The organism is Azospirillum sp. INR13, assembly GCF_015390205.1.
Lineage (GTDB): Bacteria > Pseudomonadota > Alphaproteobacteria > Azospirillales > Azospirillaceae > Azospirillum.
This window is the reverse complement of the sequence record NZ_VUOI01000011.1, coordinates 1-17,374: the sequence shown is the minus strand read 5'-3', so window position 1 is coordinate 17,374 and position 17,374 is coordinate 1. Positions and strand designations below refer to the sequence as shown.

Below are 17,374 nucleotides of genomic sequence, written 5' to 3'. Positions count from 1 at the left end.
CTAAGCGCAGCCATGACCATTTGATTGCGGTCCTTCTGTCCGCCACACTCAGAGGAACTTGAATGCCGGCTCGTCGCCCAGCAGTCCGTTCGTCAGGTCCGGGCCGAAGTTGTTCGGATCGTTGGCGACATGTGCCCGTGCGGCCATGAGGTCGAGCCAGGGCTGAATGATGGAGCTCGACATGTAAATCGCCCGGCCGCCGAGCATTGGCAGCAGGTCGTCCACCAAGGCGGCGCAGCGGCGCACCACGCTGGCCGATTGGTAGCGGTAGAGCGTGCGCTTCTCCATCGGCACCTCTTCGCCAGCTTCGGCACGGATGAGCATGTCGTCCATATTCCGCCGGAGCACCGCCTCCATCTCGTCAAGCTGCGCGTAGGCGCGCGCGATGGCGTTGAGCAGCAGCGGATCCGCCTTGGACACCTTGCCGGTGTTGGTGGACACCCGCTCCTTCATGATGCCGATGGCCGCTTCGATCGCGGTGCGCGTGCCGCCGAATGCGGCGGTGGAGACCAGACGCAGGAACAGCTGCGCCCAAGGAAGGCGGAATAGCGGGGCGGAATTCTCGACCTGACCGGGATTGGCGCACAGGAAGCCATCGGATGACTTGTGCGTCCGGTGCTCCGGAACGAATGCGCGCTTTACCACAATGTCCTGGCTGCCGGTGCCCTGAAGACCGAACACGGTCCAGCCGTCGACAATCTCATAGTCCGTGCGCGGCACCAGGAACGTGCGCATATCGGGCGCATCGCCCTCCTTCTCCGGCGGAATGACCGCCCCGAGCAGCACCCACTGGCAGTGGTCGCAGCCGCTCGAGAAGCCCCAGTGGCCACTCAGATAATAGCCGCCCTCGGCCCGCTCCACCTTGCCCACCGGCTGGTAGGAGGAGGAGACGAGGATGCTCTGGTCCTCGCCCCAGACATCGCGCTGGGCCTGATCCGGAAACAGTGCCAGTTCGTAGGGATGGCCGCCGACCACGCCCAGAACCCAGCCTGACGACATGCAGCCGTTCGCCACCGCCTTCTGCACCTCGAAGAAGACGTTCGGGTGCATTTCGTAGCCGCCCCAGCGTCGTGGCTGAAGGATACGGAAGAACCCGGCCTCCTGCATCTCGGCGATGGTCTCCGCCGGAACACAGCGCTCCGCGACGGCCCGCGCCGCCCGCGCCCGCAGTGTCGGGATCATGGCTCGCGCGCGCGCGATCAACTCTTCGGGCGTGACCTCCACCAACGGTGCCACACGTTCGGACGAGGGACTGGGATGAAGCGCGCTTTTCGTAGCCACGGTCGGGATTCCTTGATTGGTGGGACGCATGCTCTTCGAGAGTCGTGGCATCCTTCGTAGGATGTGGTACGATCATTTACGCAAAATAGCAATTTTGCAAGACTTATTCATTGAAATGCACATTTGCTGCCGATTCCGACGTTGCAACATACCCATCATCGCCAGGAGCTCCCCTTGTCCGACCCGCTATCCCTGATCCCCCTGCCCGGCCGCGTTGCAATCGTTACCGGGGGAACGCGCGGCATTGGCCGCGCCATCGCCGAGGCCTTCCTGCAGGCCGGTTGCGAGGTCGCCGTCTGCGGCCGCCTCGAACCGGAAGCCCTTCCCAGTGCCGATGGCCGGGTTGCCAGCTTCCATGCCTGCGACCTCCGCGACGCGGACCAGGCCCGCGCCCTCGTCGACTCCGTAGCCGAGCGCCATGGCCGCCTGGACATCGTCGTCAACAATGCCGGCGGCTCGCCACAGGCCGACGCGGCGACCGCCTCGCCGCGCTTCTCAGAAGCGATCCTGAAACTGAACCTGTTGGCCCCCCTGCATGTGTCCCAGGCAGCGCACCGCGTAATGGCGGCACAGGAGGAGGGCGGCAGCATCATCAACATCGCCAGCGTTTCGGGCATACGACCTTCGCCGGGAACGGCCATCTACGGCGCCGCCAAGGCCGGCCTGCTCGGGTTGACGCAGAGCCTGGCACAGGAATGGGGCCCACGAATCCGCGTGAACGCCATCGTCGTCGGACTGATCGAGACGGAGAATCCCGAGGAAACCTACGGCACCGCTGCTGCGCGCGACGCCATCGCCGCATCCCTGCCCCTCAATCGCATGGGCCGCGGCCGTGACGTGGCCGCGGCCGCGCTTTACCTCGCCTCTCCCCTCGCCGCCTATGTGAGTGGCGCGCAGCTGGCCGTGGATGGCGGCGGTGAACGCCCCCTGTTTCTGGAGATCGTAAAGGCCCATGCCCGCGAGCCGCGTTGACGGGTGGGGCATCGGTAACGCGAATAACGGTTAATGGCGAAGTTTATTGTAGCTTTGCGCTGTAAATATGGATATTAAAAGCGCATAACCGTAGAACGCAGACCTCCTGATCCCGGATTCGCGCAGATGGCGGAGCGGGAGGTGGCCAAGTGGGGAAGGAGCGCGCCTGATGAGAGTGAAGTCACTCGGATACGTTGTGATAGAGACCCGGGATCTGGACGCTTGGTCGCGCTTCGCCACCGGGATCCTCGGATTGATGCCGGCGCCCTCGCCACGCGACGATGTGCTCCTGTTCCGCATGGACGACCGTCCGTTCCGCTTCTGGGTGCAGCGCGGCGACCGCGATGCCTTCGTGCAGCCCGGCTGGGAGTTCGCCAACGAAGAGGCTTTCCGCGCCGCCATCGAGCGCCTGAAAGCCGCCGGGCGTCCGGTCGAAGTGGCCGGCGCGGCCGAAGCCAAGGCTCGACAGGTTGCAGGACTGGCGCGGTCGTCCGATCCCACCGGCTATGAGCTGGAGATCTTCTACGGTCGTTTTCTCGACTATGTGCCGTTCCAATCGCCGGCCGGCGTCAGCCAATTCGTGACCGGTCCGTCCGGCGAAATGGGTCTTGGGCATGTCGTGCTGGCCGCCCTGAACTTCGACGAGGTCCATGCCTTCTACAAGGATGTGCTGGGGTTCGGGGATACGGACCTCGGCCGCTTCTACCTGGCCGGCGGCGACGACGATCCCGGCGTCGGCTTCGCGTTCCTGCACGCCGAGAACATCCGTCACCACAGCCTGGCGCTGGGTCAGCTTCCGCCGAACGAGTCGCGGCTGGTCCATATGATGGTCGAGGTCGCCACCATCGACGACGTCGGACGCGCCCTGGAGCGCGCTCAGAAGAACAATGTCCGCATCTCCAGCACCCTGGGCCGGCACGTGAACGACAAGATGCTGTCCTTCTACATGCGCTCGCCGAGCGGTTTCGACATCGAATACGGCTGCCATGGCCTGCAGATCGACCCGAAATCCTGGATTGTGACGACGAGCCTGCCGGTCAGCGATTGGGGCCACGCCTGGGCCCGTCCGGAAAGCGAGGGCTGACCCCATGCTCGACAAACGCATGACCATCGATGACGTCGTCGCCCAGCTCGCCGACGGCATGACCGTGGGGATCGGCGGCTGGGCAACCCGCCGCAAGCCGATGGCGCTGGTGCGCGCGATCCTGCGCAGCGGTCTCAAGGATCTGACCGTGGTCAGCTACGGCGGACCCGATATCGGCCTGCTGGCCGCTGAGAAGCGGATCCGCAAGCTGGTGTTTTCCTTCGTCTCGCTGGACCATTACCCGCTGGACCCGCATTTCCGCGCCGCCCGGCAGGCCGGTCTGGAAGTGCTGGAACTCGACGAGGGCATGTTCCACCTCGGCCTGCGGGCCGCGGCCATGCGCGTGCCGTTCCTGCCCACCCGCATCGGCGCCGGCACCGACATCATCCGCCAGCCGGTCTTCCGCACCGTGCGCAGCCCCTACGAGGACGGCGAGGAGCTGATCGCCGTGCCGGCGCTGAAACTCGACGCGGCGCTGCTGCACGTGCACCGGTCCGACCAGCGCGGCAACGTCCTGACGCTCAGCCCGGACCCGCTGTTCGACGAGCTGATGGCCCGCGCCGCCGACAAAGTCTATGTGAGCGCGGAGAAGGTCGTCCCCACGGCCGAACTGGACATGCGCGCGAACGCCCGGTTCAACCTGTGCGAACGCAGCCTGATCACCGGCGTGGCCGAGGCGCCCTTCGGAGCCCATCCGACCAGCGCCGACCCCGACTACCAGCTCGATCTGAAGCACCTCAAGGCCTATGTCGACAGCGCCTCGTCCGCCGAGGCCTGGGCCGCCTACCGGGCCTCCTTCGTCGAGCTGCCGCCCGAGCATTACCTGGAAGCCGTGGGCGGTCTCGACCGCATCGCCGCGCTGCCCAAGCCCGTCTACTGAGCGAGGCGAAGCATGACCACGCCCAACTATTCCCTGGCCGAACTCGTGATCGTTGCCGCCGCGGAGGCCTGGCGCCACGACGGCGAAGTGATGGCCACCGGCATCGGACCGCTGCCGCGCCTCGGCACCGCATTGGCCAAGACCACCTTCAACCCCGCCCTGCAGACCACCGACGGAGAGTGCTTCTACACCTCCGAGCCGGTGCCGCCGGGCCCGCGCAGCCACCGGGAGCCGGAGATCGAGGGCTGGTCGCCCTACGACCGTGTGTTTTCCACGCTGTGGGGCGGCAAGCGCCACGCCATGGTGGCGCCGGTGCAGATCGACCGTTTCGGCCAGACCAACATCAGCGTCATCGGCGACCACGCCAAACCAAAATCGGCGATGCTGGGAGCGCGCGGTTTCCCGGGCAACTCGGTCCATCACCCCAACAGCTTCTTCTTCGCGTCCCACACCACCCGCGCTTTCGTCCCGGGCGAAGTCGACTTCGTGTGCAGCGCCGGCTACAACCCGGCCCGCTACCTGAACGGCAAGCCGCCGGCGGGGCTCGACCTGCGCATCATCGTGACCGAACTGGCGGTCCTGGACTTCGGTGCGCCGGATCACGCTGTCCGCGTCGTGAGCCTGCACCCCGGCGTGACCTTCGAGCAGGTGCAAGACAACACCGGCTTCCCGCTGGTCCGTCCCGATCACATCCCCACCACGCCGGCGCCGACCGCCGGGCAGCTGGAGCTGATCGCCCGGCTCGATCCCAACGGCGTGCGCAAGACCGTGTTCAAGGACAATCCCCCGGCGATCGCCGGGCTGCATGAGGCTGGCCATGAACGACCTCGTCGAACCCAAGACCGTCCAGCCCACCTACGAGACCGACACCCCGGTCCGCTATGAGACCGAGGGGCCGATCGCCTGGGTGATCATGGATCGCCCCAAATACAACAACGCCCAGAACTCGCAGATGACCTACGCACTCGACGCCGCCTTCCGGCGTGCCGTCGATGACGACAGCATCCGGGTCATCGTGCTGAAAGGCGAGGGCAAGCATTTCTCCGCCGGCCACGACATCGGCACGCCGGGCCGCGACCTGCACAGCTCGTTCGACCGCAAACTGCTTTACCCGGACCATGTGAACAAGCCGGCGGCGGAGCTGCTCTACACCCGCGAGCAGGAGGTCTATCTGGGCATGTGCCGCCGTTGGCGCGACGTGCCCAAGCCGACCATCGCCATGGTGCAGGGGGCCTGCGTGGCCGGCGGGCTCATGCTGGCCTGGGTCTGCGATCTGATCATCGCGTCCGAGGATGCGTTCTTCCAGGACCCGGTCGGCCGCATGGGCATCCCCGGCGTCGAGTATTTCGCGCACGGCTTCGAGCTGCCGCCGCGCATCGCCAAGGAGTTCATCCTTCTGGGCGAGCGCATGCCGGCCAAGCGAGCCTATGATTTCGGCATGGTCAACCGTCTGGTGCCGCGCGACCGGCTGGAGGAGGAGGTGCGCGCCGTCGCCACCGAGCTGGCCTCCCGCCCCCGCCTCGGCAGCTGGCTGACCAAGCAGGCCCTCAACCATGTCGAGGATTTGCGCGGCAAGCGCACGGCGATGGACGCGGTGTTCCACATGCACCACTTTGCCCACGCCCAAAGCGACCTGACCTCGAGCAACAGCCTGGGCGGCCTCGACGCCAAGTCGATGGCGTCGGCGAACAAGGCCCAGGCGAAGGAGGGTTGATCGGATGGCCCGCGACCCGCTGCACACGATCATGGTCGATCGGCTCGGATGCCGCTATCCGATCATCCAGACCGCCATGGGCTGGGTCGCCGAGCCGCCGCTGGTCGCCGCCTCCTGCGAAGCCGGAGCCTTCGGCTTCCTGGGTGCGGCGGTGATGACCCCGGAGGAGACGCGGACGAAGATCGCCGTCGTCCGCCGACTGACCACGAAGCCGTTCGGCGTCAACTTCCACATGTTCCAGCCGGGCGCGGCGGAGATCGTCGACATCATCATCGCCAACCGGGACCAGATCCGCGCGGTGAGCTTCGGACGCGGGCCGGATGCCAAGATGATCGCCCGCTTCCGCAACGCCGGCATCCTGTGCGTGCCGACGGTCGGCGCGGTCAAGCACGCACAGAAGATGGCGGAGCTCGGCGTCGACATGGTCAACGTCCAGGGCGGCGAGGGTGGCGGCCACACCGGTTCGGTTCCCACCACCGTCCTGCTGCCGCAGGTGCTGGATGCGGTGAAGATCCCCGTCATCGCCTCCGGCGGCTTCGCCGACGGCCGCGGCCTCGCCGCTGCCCTCGCCTACGGCGCGGTCGGCATCGCCATGGGCACCCGCTTCCTGCTGACCGCCGAGAGCCCGGTGCCGATGGCCAGCAAGGAGCGCTACCTGAAGGCGACCACCGAGTCCATCCTGCTCACCACCAAGCTGGACGGCTTGCCGCAGCGCATGGTGCGGACACCCCTGATGGACCGCATCGAGCGCTCCGGCCGTATCGGCATGTGGCTGCGTGCGGTGGAGAGCGGCCTCGCCATGAAGCGGCAGACCGGCGCCGGCTGGGCCGACCTGATCCGCTCCGTGCGCGGCATGACCGGACATGGCGGGCTGACGCTGCAGCAGGCGTTGATGGCCGCCAGCGCCCCCATGCTGATCCAGAAGGCGGTGGTCGAAGGCAAACCCGACGAGGGGGTGATGGCGACCGGCATCGTCGGCGGCCGGATCACGGAGATCCCGACCTGCCGCGACCTCGTCGAGGGCATCGTCGCCGAAGCCCGCCAGCGTCTGGCCGCCTTGGCCGATCCCGACACCCTTCCCGCCACAAGGACGCTCCATGCCGATCACGCTTGAAATCCATGACCGCGTCGCGGAGATCGTCTTCGATTGGCCGCCGGTCAACGCGTTCGACACCACCGGCTGGGAGCTGATCCCGCGCCTGGTCGAGCAAGCCGGCGCCGACTTGTCCGTGCGTTGCGTGCTGATCCATGCCAAGGGCAAGGGCTTCTGCGGCGGTGTCGACATCAAGGAGATGCAGGCCCATCCCGAGCGCATCGTCAAGCTGAACCGGGACAACTACCTGACGTTCAAGGCGATCCGCGACTGCCCGGTTCCGGTGGTCTCGGCCCTGCACGGCTTCGTCATCGGCGGCGGCGTCAACATCGCCGGAGCATCGGACGTGCTGATCGGTGCCGAGGGCGCCTTCTTCTCGCTGCCGGAAATCGACCGCGGCGCCATGGGCGGCGCCGCCTTCATGTCGCGCATGCTGCCCCTCCACAAGGTCCGTGCCGCCTTCTTCACCGGCGGGCGCGTGACGGTCGAGGAAGCCCACTGCCTGGGCGCGGTCGAGAAGGTGGTGCCGCGCGATCAGCTCCTCGACGAGGCCCGCAGCTTCTGTGCCGTCATCGCCGCCAAGAGCCGCACGGCTTTGACCTTGGCCAAACAGGCGCTGAACGGGCTGGAGGCGACCGATCCCTGCCACGGCTACCGCTTCGAACAGGGCTTCACCCTCGAGATGTACATGCACGAGGACAGCCAGAAGGCGCGCGACGCCTTCGTCCACAACAAAGGCCAAGCGGCGCAGTTCTAGGAGCCAGCGGTGAACCTGACCTACACCCCCGAACAGCGGGCGTTCCGCGCCGAGATCCGCGACTGGCTCGCGCGCCATGTGCCCGACAAGCCGCTGCCGTCCTTCGATGCCACGCGCGAGGGGTTCGAGGCGCACCGCGCCTGGGAGCGCACCCTGGCCGAAGGCCGCTGGGGCATGGTCACCTGGCCGCAGGAGTATGGCGGCCGCGGCGTCGACCTGATCCAGTGGCTGATCTTCGAGGAGGAGTATTACCGCTCCGGCGCACCCGGCCGTGTCAACCAGAACGGCATCTTCCTGCTGGGCCCGACCCTGATGGAGTTCGGCACGCCGGAGCAGAAAGCGCGCTTCCTTCCGGCCATGGCGTCCGGCGACGAGATCTGGGCACAGGCATGGTCGGAGCCGCAGGCAGGCAGCGACCTCGCCGGCGTGCGCGCCACCGCCACCCGCGACGGCGACCACTATGTGCTGAACGGGCTGAAGACCTGGTCCTCCCGCGCCGCCTTCGCCGACTGGGCGTTCGGCCTGTTCCGCACCGAGCCGGGCAGCCAGCGCCACAAGGGGCTGACGCTGATCCTTTTCCCGCTCACCGCGCCCGGTGTCACCGTCAAGCCGATCGCCCGCATCGACGGCAAGGTCGGCTTTGCCGAGATCTTCCTCGACGACGTCCGCGTGCCGGTTTCGCAGCGCCTGGGCGACGACGGCCAAGGTTGGCACATCTGCATGGTGACCGCCGGGTTCGAGCGCGGCCTGATGCTGCGCAGCCCGGCCCGCTATCAGGTGGCCGCCGCCCGTCTGGCCGAGCTGTACCGCCGCCAGGGCAACCCGGCCGACACGGCGACCCGCGCCGCCGTCGCCCGCGCCTGGATGGACGCCGAGGCCTATGCGCTGTCCATCTACTCCACCGCCAGCCGCATCCTGGCCGGGCAGCCCATCGGGCCGGAGACCAGCACCAACAAGATCTTCTGGTCGGAACTGGACGTGGCGCTCAACCGCGTCGCCCTGTCGATCCTCGGAGCGCGGGCCGAACTGATGCCCGACCCGGACGAGCCGAATCCGACCGGCGACTGGCTGGACGATTACATCTTCTCGCTCGCCGGGCCGATCTATGCCGGCTCGAACGAGATCCAGCGCAACATCATCGCCGAGCGGATGCTCGGCCTGCCGCGCTGAGGGACTGGCCGATGAACTTCACCTTCACCGACGAACAGAAGATGCTGGCCGAGGTCGTCCGCAAGCTGATGGACGACCGCTGCCCACCCCCGGCCCTGCGCAGCCTGATGGACGCCGGTACGGTCCACGACAAGGGCCGCTGGGCCGCCATCGTGGAGACCGGGCTGGTGCCGGTGCTGGTGCCGGCGGAGCAGGACGGTCTTGGCCTGGCCGAGATCGACTTCGCCATCGTCGCCGAAGCGGCCGGCCACTCCGCATTGCCGGAGCCGCTGGTCGAGCATGCCGGCATCGCCCTGCCCCTGCTGGCCGCCGCCGCACCCGGCCATGCGCTGCTCTCCGCGGCGATGGCGGGCGAGGTCACCGTCGCCATCGGCCATCCGGTCAACCCGCTGGTCGCCGATGCCGACACCGCCGCCGCCCTGCTGCTGGTCCATGATGGCGCGATCCACCTCGTGGAGCGCGACGCGGTCCGCCTGATCCGCAAACCGAGCATCGATCCGTTCCGTCGTCTTTTCTCGGTGGAGTGGGCTCCTTCGCCGGCGACCCGTCTCGCCACCGCTGCCACGGCGGGTCCGCTGCTGGCAGACGCGCTTGACCGCGGCGCCCTGTTCGCCGCCGCGCAGTGCCTCGGCATCGCCCAGCGCTGCGTCGATCTCGCGGTCGACTACGCCAAGGAGCGCACGCAGTTCGGAAAGCCCATCGGCTCCACCCAGGCGGTGAAGCACCTGCTTGCCAACGTCCAGGTGAAGATCGAGTTCGCCCGGCCGGTACTTCACTCGGCCGCCGCCCGCTTGGCCGCGCGCGATGTCCGGTCACGCGCGGTCGTCTCCCACGCCAAACTGGTGGCTGCCGAGGCCGCCGACCTCGGCGCGCGCACCGCCATCCAGGTGCACGGCGCCATGGGCTATTCCTGGGAGGTCGATGTCCATTTCTTCCTGAAGCGTGCCCTGGCCCTGACCTACGCCTGGGGCGACCCGGCCTTCCACACGGCGCGGGTCGAACAGCGCGTCCTGAACCACCCGCTGGGCCCCGACCAGACCTTCCTGAACGAGACCGACCATGCCTGACGCCTACATCATCGACGCCGTCCGCACGCCGATCGGCCGCAAGAAGGGGTCGCTCGCAACCCTGCATTCCGCCGATCTGGGCGCCCACGCGATCAAGGCGCTGATGGAGCGCACCGGCATCGATCCGGGAGCGGTGGAGGACGTGGTGTTCGGCTGCACCGAGACCATCGGCAGCCAGGCCGGCGACATCGCGCGCAGCTGCTGGCTGGTCGCCGGCCTGCCCGACCATGTTCCCGGCGTCACCGTCGACCGGCAATGCGGCTCAGCCCAGCAGGCGGTACATTTCGCGGCACAGGGCGTGATGAGCGGCACGCAGGATCTGGTGGTCGCCGGCGGCGTGCAGAACCTGAACATGATCCCGATTTCGGCCGCCATGATCGTCGGCCAGCAGTACGGCATCCCCGATCCCTTCTCGACCTCGCCCGGCTGGCGGGCGCGTTACGGCGACCAGGAGGTCGGGCAGTTCCGCTCGGCCCAGATGATCGCCGACAAGTGGGGCATCTCGCGCGACGACATGGAGGCCTTCGCCTTCGACAGTCACCGCAAGGCGCTGGCCGCCATCGACAGTGGCCGTTTCAAAGCGGAAATCGCCCCGGTCGGCGATTTTGCCGACGATGAGACGCCGCGCCGCGACACCTCCATCGAGAAGATGGCGACCCTCAAGCCGCTGATCGAGGGCGGAACCATCACGGCCGGCGTGTCCAGCCAGAACGCCGACGCGTCGGCCGCCCTGCTGATCGCCTCGGAACGCGCGGTGAAGACGCACAAGCTGACGCCGCGCGCCCGCATCCATCACATGACGGTGCGCGGTGCCGACCCGGTTTGGATGCTCACCGCGCCGATCCCCGCGACCCGCCACGCACTGGAGAAAACCGGTCTGCGGCTGGAAGACATCGACCTGTTCGAGTGCAACGAGGCCTTCGCCAGCGTCGTGCTCGCCTGGATCAAGGAGCTGGGCCTCGACCCGGCCAGGGTCAACGTCAACGGCGGCGGTATCGCGCTCGGTCATCCGCTCGGCGCCACCGGCGCCCGCATCATGACCACCATGCTGAACGAGTTGGAAAAGCGCCAGGGCCGCTACGCGCTGCAGACCATGTGCGAGGGCGGCGGGCAGGCCAACGTCACCATCATCGAACGGCTGTGATCCGATGCCGGTCTACCGCTACCAGGGCATCGTTCCGGTCGTCGATCCCAGCAGCTTCCTGCACCCGATGGCGACGCTGATCGGCGACGTGATCGTCGGCCCCGGTTGCTACATCGGACCCGGCGCCTCGCTGCGCGGCGACTTCGGCCGCATCATGGTCGAGGGGGCGAGCAGCGTGCAGGACAACTGCACGATCCACACCTCGTCCGGGAACGACTGCGTGGTCGGCCTCGGCGCCACGGTGGGGCACGGCGCGGTCCTGCACGGGTGCCGGATCGGCCGCCACACGCTGATCGGCATCAACGCCGTCGTCCTCGACAACGCCGAGGTCGGCGACGAGTGCCTGGTGGCGGCCCTGTCGCTGGTGCGGCCGGACGCCCGCTTGCCGGCACGGAGCCTGATCGCCGGCAATCCGGCGCGGGTCCTGCGCGCCTTCGCGCCGGAACAGATCACTTGGCGCAACACCGGCGAGGGCGAGTACCAGCGCCTCGCGCGGGAGTCTCTCACCGATCTGGCCGAATGCCAGCCGATCCCGGCCGCCGAGCCGGACCGCCCGCGCATTCGCGCCAACGCCATCGCCGTCCGCCTGCGTGGCGAGACGGCCCAGGAACGGGAACGGCGCTACGGCTTGGCCGACGCCTCAAAGAACGGGGAAGAATGATGTCGCGGATTTGCGAGGGGCGGGTCGTCGTCGTCACCGGTGCGGGCAATGGTCTCGGCCGTGCCTATGCGTTGGGTCTGGCCGTCGAAGGCGCCAAGGTGGTGGTGAACGACCTCGGCGTCGGCCGGCACGGCGAGGACGGCACCACCAAGGGGGCCGCCGAGAAGGTGGTGGACGAGATCCGCGCGGCCGGCGGCGAGGCGGTCGCCAACACCGACGACGTCACCGACTGGGAGGCGGGCAGGCGCATCGTCCAATGCGCGCTGGACAGCTTCGGCGACCTGCATGCGGTGGTGAACAACGCCGGTTTCGTGCGCGACCGCATGTTCGTGTCCTGCACGCCCGACGAATGGGACGCCGTCCTCCGCGTCCATCTGCGCGGCCATTTCTGCACCAGCCGCCATGCGGTCGATTATTGGCGCAACCAGCAGAAGGCCGGCCGGCCGGTCGATGCACGGATCATCAACACGACCTCCGGTGCCGGCCTGCAGGGCAGCATCGGCCAGAGTGCCTATTCGGCGGCGAAGGGCGGCATCGCCACGTTGACCCTGGTGCAGGCGGCCGAACTGGCCCGCTACGGCATCACCGCCAACGCGCTCGCTCCCAGCGCCCGCACGCGCATGACGGAGAGCGTCTTCGCCGAGGAGATGAGCCGCGTCGAGGACGGCCTCGACGTCTATGCACCGGAGAACACCGCGCCACTGATCGCGTGGCTGTGCAGCGCCGAGTCCAGCGATGTCACCGGGCAGGTCTTCGAGCTGAAGGGCGGCCGCATCTTCCTGTCGCAGGGTTGGACCGACAGCCCGGACATCGACAAGAAGGCGCGCTGGAAGGCCGACGAGCTGGGGCCGGTGGTCCGCCGCCTGCTGAACGGCCGCGCACCGGCCAAGCCGGTCTATGGCGCGGCGTGAGGAGTTGGCCATGCAGTTCGCCCTGACCGACGACCAGCGAGCCATCCGGGAGAGCGTGCGGGCGGTCCTCGCCAAGGAGGCCGGGCTGGAACAGCTCCGCGCGGCCATCGCCTCGCCTGACGGCTGGGACGCGGCGCTCTGGAACGCACTCGCCGTGGAGATGGGCTATACCGGCCTGATGGTGCCGGAGGCGCAAGGCGGCACCGGTTTCGGCGCCGTGGAGATGGCCCTGGTGCTGGAGGAACTCGGCGCCCGGCTGGCGGTGATCCCCTTCTTCGAGACCGCCGTCCTTGCCGTCCAGACGATCCTGAACGCCGGCACCCTGGCGCAGCGGGACGCCCTGCTGCCGGCCCTCGCCGACGGTTCGAGCAAGGCGACGGTGGCGATCACCGGTGCGGACGGGCGGCCGTCGCCCGACGGCATCACCGCGGTGCTGAAGCGCAGCGGCGCCGGCTGGCGGCTGACGGGGGAAGCCGGCTTCGTGCCGTTCGCCCATGTGGCAGACCTGCTCCTCGTCGCCGCTCGCGCTCCCGGCTCGGTGGGCGATGAGGCGATCAGCATCGTCGTGCTGTCCGCGGGCACTCCCGGTCTCACGGTCGAGCGGCTGCCCGGCCTGGATCCCACCCGCCCCTTCGCGCGTCTGCTGTTCCACGACGTGACGGTGGAAGAGGACGCGATCCTCGGCGCGCCGGATGCCGCCGGGCAGGCCCTGGAGCGCACCCTGGCCGTCGCGGCCGGCCTGTTGGCGGCGGAACAGGCCGGCGGTGCGGCATTCTGCCTGTCCACCACCGTCGAATACGCTCAGCAGCGCGTGCAGTTCGGCCGTCTCATCGGTTCCTTCCAGGCGGTGAAGCACGAGTTGGCCGACATGATGGTGGCGGTCGAGGCCGCCCGCTCGGCGGCGCTCTACGCCGCGGTTGCCATCGACCAGGGCGGCGAGGCGGTGTTCGAAGCGGGATCCGTCGCACGCAGCTGGTGCACGGACGCCTATCGGATGTGCGCCGGCGAGGCGATCCAGCTGCACGGCGGCATCGGCTTCACCTGGGAGCACCACGCCCACCTGTATTTCAAGCGCGCCTGGTCGAGCTCGACCTGGTTCGGCGACGCCGCCCATCACCGTGAACGGGTTGCCCGTCTGATCGGCCTGGGTTGAAAGGCCTGGATTGATCGGCCCCGGCCACCGCCACGCAAGGAAAGACCGTCATGAGCCTGACCCCCATCTACCCGCCGGCCCGCGACCTGCTGCGCGACAAGTCGGTCGTCATCACCGCCGCCGCCGGCACCGGCATCGGCTTTTCCGTCGCCAAGCGCGCGGCTGAGGAAGGCGCCCGCCTGCTGATCAGCGACTTCCACGAGCGGCGCCTGGGCGAGGCGGCGGACCGGCTGGAGGCCGAAACCGGCCGGCGCCCCGCCACCTTCGTGTGCGACGTGACGAAGGAGAACGAGGTCCAGGCACTGCGCGACGCGGCCGAGGCCAGCTTCGGCGGCGTCGACGTCCTGATCAACAACGCCGGCCTGGGCGGCGAGGTGTCGGTGGTCGAGATGACGGACGAGCAGTGGGGGCGCGTCATCGACGTCACGCTGACCAGCGTCCTGCGCATGTGCCGCGCCTTCCTGCCGGGCATGTACGCCCGGGGCACGGGCGCCGTCGTCAACAACGCCTCCGTCCTCGGGTGGCGGGCCCAGGCGGGACAGGCACATTATGCCGCCGCCAAGGCCGGCGTGATGGCCTTCACCCGCTGCGCGGCAATCGAGGCGGCGCGACACGGCGTGCGCATCAACGCCGTCGCGCCGTCGATCGCCATGCACCCGTTCCTCGCCAAGGTGACCTCGCAGGAGGCGCTGGAGCGTCTGGCCGCCCAGGAGGCGTTCGGCCGCCCGGCCGAGGTGTGGGAAGTCGCCAACGTGATGGTCTTCCTGGCCTCGGACCTGTCGTCCTACATGACGGGCGAGGTCCTGTCCGTATCGAGCCAGAGGGCCTGACGGTGCCGGTCGTTTTCGACACTCCCCGCGATCTCCTGGGCAAGGAGGGCACCGACCTCGGCGCCAGCGACTGGCTGTCCATCGATCAGGACCGCATTGATGCCTTCGCCCGCGTCACCGGCGACGATCAATGGATCCACGTCGATCCGGTCCGTGCCAAGGACGGCCCCTTCGGCACGACCATCGCGCACGGCTATCTGACGCTGAGCCTGGTCAACCTGTTCCTGCCGCAGATCCTGACGATCCGCAGCTTCTCCTCGGGCGTCAATGTCGGGCTGGACCGCCTGCGCTTCGTCGCCCCGGTGCCGGTGGGCGCCCGCATCCGCGGCCGCGGCGAGATCGTCAAGGTCGAGGAGGTCAAGGGGGGGGCCGTCCAGTCGACCGTCCGCGTGACCGTCGAGATCGACGGGCATGGCAAGCCTGCCTGCGTCGCCGACACCGTTTCCCGCTATTTCCTTTGAAGGGCCGCTCCCATGCGTGAAGCCGTCATCGTCTCCGTCGCCCGTACCCCCATCGGCAAGGCCTACCGCGGCGCCTACAACGACACCGATGCCGCCGCCCTGTCCGGGCATGTGACCGCCGAAGCGGTCCGCCGGGCCGGGATCGACCCGGCCATGGTCGAGGATCTGATCATCGGCTGCGCCTCGCAGCAGGGCAACCAAAGCTACAACATCGGCCGCCTCACCGTGGCTTCCGCCGGCCTGCCGCAGAGCGTCGCCGGCATGAGTCTGGACCGCCAGTGCGGATCCGGCCTGATGGCGATCGCCACGGCCGCCAAGCAGGTCATCGTCGATGGCATGGACGTGGTGGTGGCCGGCGGCGTCGAGAACATCAGCCTGACCCAGACCAAGCACAAGAGCACCTACCGGGCGCGCTCGCAGTCCGTTCTCGATCACATGCCGCACATGTGGATCCCGATGATCGAGACGGCGGAGGTGGTGGCCGAGCGCTACGGCATCTCGCGCGAAGCACAGGACCAGTTCAGCGTCCGCAGCCACCTGCGCACCGCCGCGGCCCAGGCCGCCGGCCGGTTCGATGCCGAGCTGGCCCCGCTCACCACCCGCAAGGCCGTGCTGAACAAGGAGACCAACGAGACCACCTACGAGGAGGTGACGCTGACCCGCGACGAGGGCGCGCGTGCCGACACCAATTTGGAAGGACTGGCCAAGCTCGCCCCCATCTACAAGGACGGCGCGCTTGTGAAGGAAGGGCGTCACATCACCGCGGGCAACGCCTCGCAGCTGTCGGACGGCGCCGCGGCCGTGCTGGTCATGGAGGCGAAGACGGCGGCCCGGCTGGGCTTGACGCCGCTGGGCGCCTATCGCGGCATCGCCGTCGCCGGCTGCGCACCCGAGGAGATGGGGATCGGCCCGGTCTTCGCCGTGCCGAAGCTGCTGGAGCGCAACGGGCTGAAAGCGGATGACATCGATCTGTGGGAGCTGAACGAGGCCTTCGCATCGCAGGCGCTCTACTGCCGTGACCGGCTCGGCATCGACGATGAGAAGCTGAACGTGGACGGCGGTGCCATCGCCGTCGGCCACCCGTTCGGTATGAGCGGAGCCCGCATGAGCGCCCACCTCCTGTTGGAAGGCCGGCGGCGGGGAGCCCGGTATGGAGTCGTCACCATGTGCATCGGCGGTGGCATGGGTGCCGCCGGGCTGTTCGAAATCTACTGAGGCTCGCCATGACCCTGGCCTTCGCCCCCGAATTGGAATCCTTCCGCGCCGAGGCCGCCGCCTGGCTGGAAGAGCAACTGTCCGGCCCGTTCAAGGATCTGCGCGGTCTGCATAACCATGTGGATGCGATCGAGCGCCGCCGCGAATGGGAGGAGCGGCTCGGTGCGGCGCGCTGGAGCTGCATCGGCTGGCCCCAAGCCTTCGGCGGGCGTGACGCCACCATCGCCGAGCAGGTCGTCTTCGCCGAGGAGTACGCGCGCGCCGGCGCCCCGGCCCGTATCGGCCATATCGGCATCGAACTCGCGGGTCCGACCCTGCTGGCCTTCGGGAGCGAGGAGCAGAAGCAACGTTTCCTGCCGGACATCGCCGGCGGCCGCAGCATCTGGTGCCAGGGCTATTCCGAGCCCAATGCCGGCTCGGACCTCTCCAACGTGCGCACCAAGGCGCGGCGCGACGGCGATCGTTACCTCATCGACGGCCAGAAGATCTGGACGTCCATGGGCTCGATCGCCGACTGGTGCTTCGTCCTGTGCCGAACCGAGGTGGGATCGGCGGATCGAAGGGGCTGTCGTTCCTGCTGGTGGATATGCACCAGCCGGGCGTCACCGTACGGCCGATCCGGCAGATCACCGGCGAGTCCGAGTTCAGCGAGGTGTTCTTCGACGGGGCGGGGCCAAGGCTTGCGACCTTGTGGGGAGGAGGGTCAGGGCTGGAAGGTCGCGATGGGCTTGCTGGGGTTCGAGCGTGGCGTGTCCACACTGGCCCAGCAGATGCATTTCCGTACCGAGCTGGACGAGTTGATCGCCACCGCCAAGGCGAACGGCAAGGCCGCCGACCCGCTGATCCGGCAGCGGCTCGCCCAGGCCCACATCGGTTTGAAGATCATGCGCTACAACGCCTTGCGCATGCTGGCGAACGCCGAATCCGGCCAGCTGAGCCGGAGGCCTATACCTACAAGCTCTACTGGTCCACCTGGCACCG

Annotated in this window: 18 protein-coding genes; 17 read left to right on the top strand and 1 reads right to left on the bottom strand. The window is 68.3% G+C overall.

The features are described from left to right. Window positions 1–48: 48 nt before the first annotated feature. A complete protein-coding gene (locus tag F1643_RS24715; protein ID WP_206692438.1) occupies window positions 49–1,281 on the bottom strand; it encodes an acyl-CoA dehydrogenase family protein in 1,233 nt (410 codons plus the stop codon). Between the two features lie 174 nt (window positions 1,282–1,455). Here F1643_RS24715 and F1643_RS10740 point away from each other — a divergent pair, with 174 nt between their 5' ends. From F1643_RS10740 to F1643_RS10660, 17 genes are all read left to right on the top strand, one after another. Then, a complete protein-coding gene (locus F1643_RS10740) occupies window positions 1,456–2,253 on the top strand; it encodes an SDR family oxidoreductase (RefSeq protein ID WP_194913110.1) in 798 nt (265 codons plus the stop codon). Between the two features lie 256 nt (window positions 2,254–2,509). Then, entirely contained in the window at window positions 2,510–3,337 is an 828-nt protein-coding gene (locus F1643_RS10735) for a VOC family protein (protein ID WP_206692437.1), read from the top strand. Window positions 3,338–3,341: 4 nt separating this feature from the next. Continuing rightward, complete coding sequence (locus tag F1643_RS10730) at window positions 3,342–4,217, top strand: CoA transferase subunit A (protein ID WP_194913106.1); 876 nt, start codon at window positions 3,342–3,344, stop codon at window positions 4,215–4,217. 12 nt (window positions 4,218–4,229) lie between these two features. Next, complete coding sequence (locus F1643_RS10725) at window positions 4,230–5,102, top strand: CoA-transferase subunit beta (protein WP_206692436.1); 873 nt, start codon at window positions 4,230–4,232, stop codon at window positions 5,100–5,102. Continuing rightward, window positions 5,035–5,931 carry an enoyl-CoA hydratase gene (locus tag F1643_RS10720; protein ID WP_194913104.1) on the top strand — a complete coding sequence of 299 codons (897 nt, stop codon included), beginning with the start codon at window positions 5,035–5,037 and terminating at the stop codon, window positions 5,929–5,931. The genes F1643_RS10725 and F1643_RS10720 overlap by 68 nt, the downstream gene beginning before the upstream one ends. Before the next feature lie 4 nt (window positions 5,932–5,935). Next, a complete protein-coding gene (locus F1643_RS10715) occupies window positions 5,936–7,045 on the top strand; it encodes a nitronate monooxygenase family protein (RefSeq protein WP_194913103.1) in 1,110 nt (369 codons plus the stop codon). After that, a complete protein-coding gene (locus F1643_RS10710; RefSeq protein ID WP_194913102.1) occupies window positions 7,029–7,781 on the top strand; it encodes an enoyl-CoA hydratase family protein in 753 nt (250 codons plus the stop codon). The genes F1643_RS10715 and F1643_RS10710 overlap by 17 nt, the downstream gene beginning before the upstream one ends. A gap of 9 nt (window positions 7,782–7,790) precedes the next feature. Further along, a complete protein-coding gene (locus F1643_RS10705) occupies window positions 7,791–8,951 on the top strand; it encodes an acyl-CoA dehydrogenase (RefSeq protein ID WP_194913100.1) in 1,161 nt (386 codons plus the stop codon). A gap of 11 nt (window positions 8,952–8,962) precedes the next feature. After that, window positions 8,963–10,018: an acyl-CoA dehydrogenase family protein gene (locus tag F1643_RS10700; protein ID WP_194913099.1), complete on the top strand. Its 1,056-nt coding sequence runs from the start codon at window positions 8,963–8,965 to the stop codon at window positions 10,016–10,018. Further along, on the top strand, window positions 10,011–11,162 hold the full coding sequence (locus F1643_RS10695) for an acetyl-CoA C-acetyltransferase (RefSeq protein WP_194913096.1): 1,152 nt from the start codon (window positions 10,011–10,013) through the stop codon (window positions 11,160–11,162). Before F1643_RS10700 ends, F1643_RS10695 begins: the two co-directional genes overlap by 8 nt. Before the next feature lie 4 nt (window positions 11,163–11,166). Continuing rightward, on the top strand, window positions 11,167–11,823 hold the full coding sequence (locus tag F1643_RS10690) for a gamma carbonic anhydrase family protein (RefSeq protein WP_194913093.1): 657 nt from the start codon (window positions 11,167–11,169) through the stop codon (window positions 11,821–11,823). Next, the gene (locus F1643_RS10685) at window positions 11,820–12,734 is read left to right on the top strand and encodes an SDR family oxidoreductase (protein WP_206692435.1); all 915 of its coding nucleotides are present in this window, start codon (window positions 11,820–11,822) and stop codon (window positions 12,732–12,734) included. The genes F1643_RS10690 and F1643_RS10685 overlap by 4 nt, the downstream gene beginning before the upstream one ends. Window positions 12,735–12,744: 10 nt before the next feature. Further along, window positions 12,745–13,887 (top strand): acyl-CoA dehydrogenase family protein, encoded by a 1,143-nt coding sequence (locus F1643_RS10680; RefSeq protein WP_194913092.1) that lies wholly within the window; start codon window positions 12,745–12,747, stop codon window positions 13,885–13,887. 50 nt (window positions 13,888–13,937) lie between these two features. Continuing rightward, window positions 13,938–14,717, top strand: a complete 780-nt coding sequence (locus F1643_RS10675) for an SDR family oxidoreductase (RefSeq protein ID WP_194913090.1) — start codon at window positions 13,938–13,940, stop codon at window positions 14,715–14,717. Window positions 14,718–14,719: 2 nt separating this feature from the next. Further along, the gene (locus F1643_RS10670) at window positions 14,720–15,178 is read left to right on the top strand and encodes a MaoC family dehydratase (RefSeq protein WP_194913089.1); all 459 of its coding nucleotides are present in this window, start codon (window positions 14,720–14,722) and stop codon (window positions 15,176–15,178) included. 12 nt (window positions 15,179–15,190) lie between these two features. Next, entirely contained in the window at window positions 15,191–16,393 is a 1,203-nt protein-coding gene (locus F1643_RS10665; RefSeq protein WP_194913087.1) for an acetyl-CoA C-acyltransferase, read from the top strand. An 8-nt stretch (window positions 16,394–16,401) separates the two neighbouring features. Then, on the top strand, window positions 16,402–17,374 hold a 973-nt coding region (locus tag F1643_RS10660; protein ID WP_206692434.1), incomplete at its 3' end, for an acyl-CoA dehydrogenase family protein.

Excerpts from the sequence above, each read along its gene's own strand:
- F1643_RS10690 (WP_194913093.1), top strand. The coding sequence starts at position 11,167 with ATGCCGGTCTACCGCTACCAGGGCATCGTTCCGGTCGTCGATCCCAGC.
- F1643_RS10710 (WP_194913102.1), top strand. The coding sequence starts at position 7,029 with ATGCCGATCACGCTTGAAATCCATGACCGCGTCGCGGAGATCGTCTTC.
- F1643_RS10675 (WP_194913090.1), top strand. The coding sequence starts at position 13,938 with ATGAGCCTGACCCCCATCTACCCGCCGGCCCGCGACCTGCTGCGCGAC.
- F1643_RS10665 (WP_194913087.1), top strand. The coding sequence starts at position 15,191 with ATGCGTGAAGCCGTCATCGTCTCCGTCGCCCGTACCCCCATCGGCAAG.
- F1643_RS10685 (WP_206692435.1), top strand. The coding sequence starts at position 11,820 with ATGATGTCGCGGATTTGCGAGGGGCGGGTCGTCGTCGTCACCGGTGCG.
- F1643_RS10725 (WP_206692436.1), top strand. The coding sequence starts at position 4,230 with ATGACCACGCCCAACTATTCCCTGGCCGAACTCGTGATCGTTGCCGCC.
- F1643_RS10695 (WP_194913096.1), top strand. The coding sequence starts at position 10,011 with ATGCCTGACGCCTACATCATCGACGCCGTCCGCACGCCGATCGGCCGC.
- F1643_RS10735 (WP_206692437.1), top strand. The coding sequence starts at position 2,510 with ATGCCGGCGCCCTCGCCACGCGACGATGTGCTCCTGTTCCGCATGGAC.
- F1643_RS10700 (WP_194913099.1), top strand. The coding sequence starts at position 8,963 with ATGAACTTCACCTTCACCGACGAACAGAAGATGCTGGCCGAGGTCGTC.
- F1643_RS10680 (WP_194913092.1), top strand. The coding sequence starts at position 12,745 with ATGCAGTTCGCCCTGACCGACGACCAGCGAGCCATCCGGGAGAGCGTG.
- F1643_RS10730 (WP_194913106.1), top strand. The coding sequence starts at position 3,342 with ATGCTCGACAAACGCATGACCATCGATGACGTCGTCGCCCAGCTCGCC.
- F1643_RS10715 (WP_194913103.1), top strand. The coding sequence starts at position 5,936 with ATGGCCCGCGACCCGCTGCACACGATCATGGTCGATCGGCTCGGATGC.
- F1643_RS10720 (WP_194913104.1), top strand. The coding sequence starts at position 5,035 with ATGAACGACCTCGTCGAACCCAAGACCGTCCAGCCCACCTACGAGACC.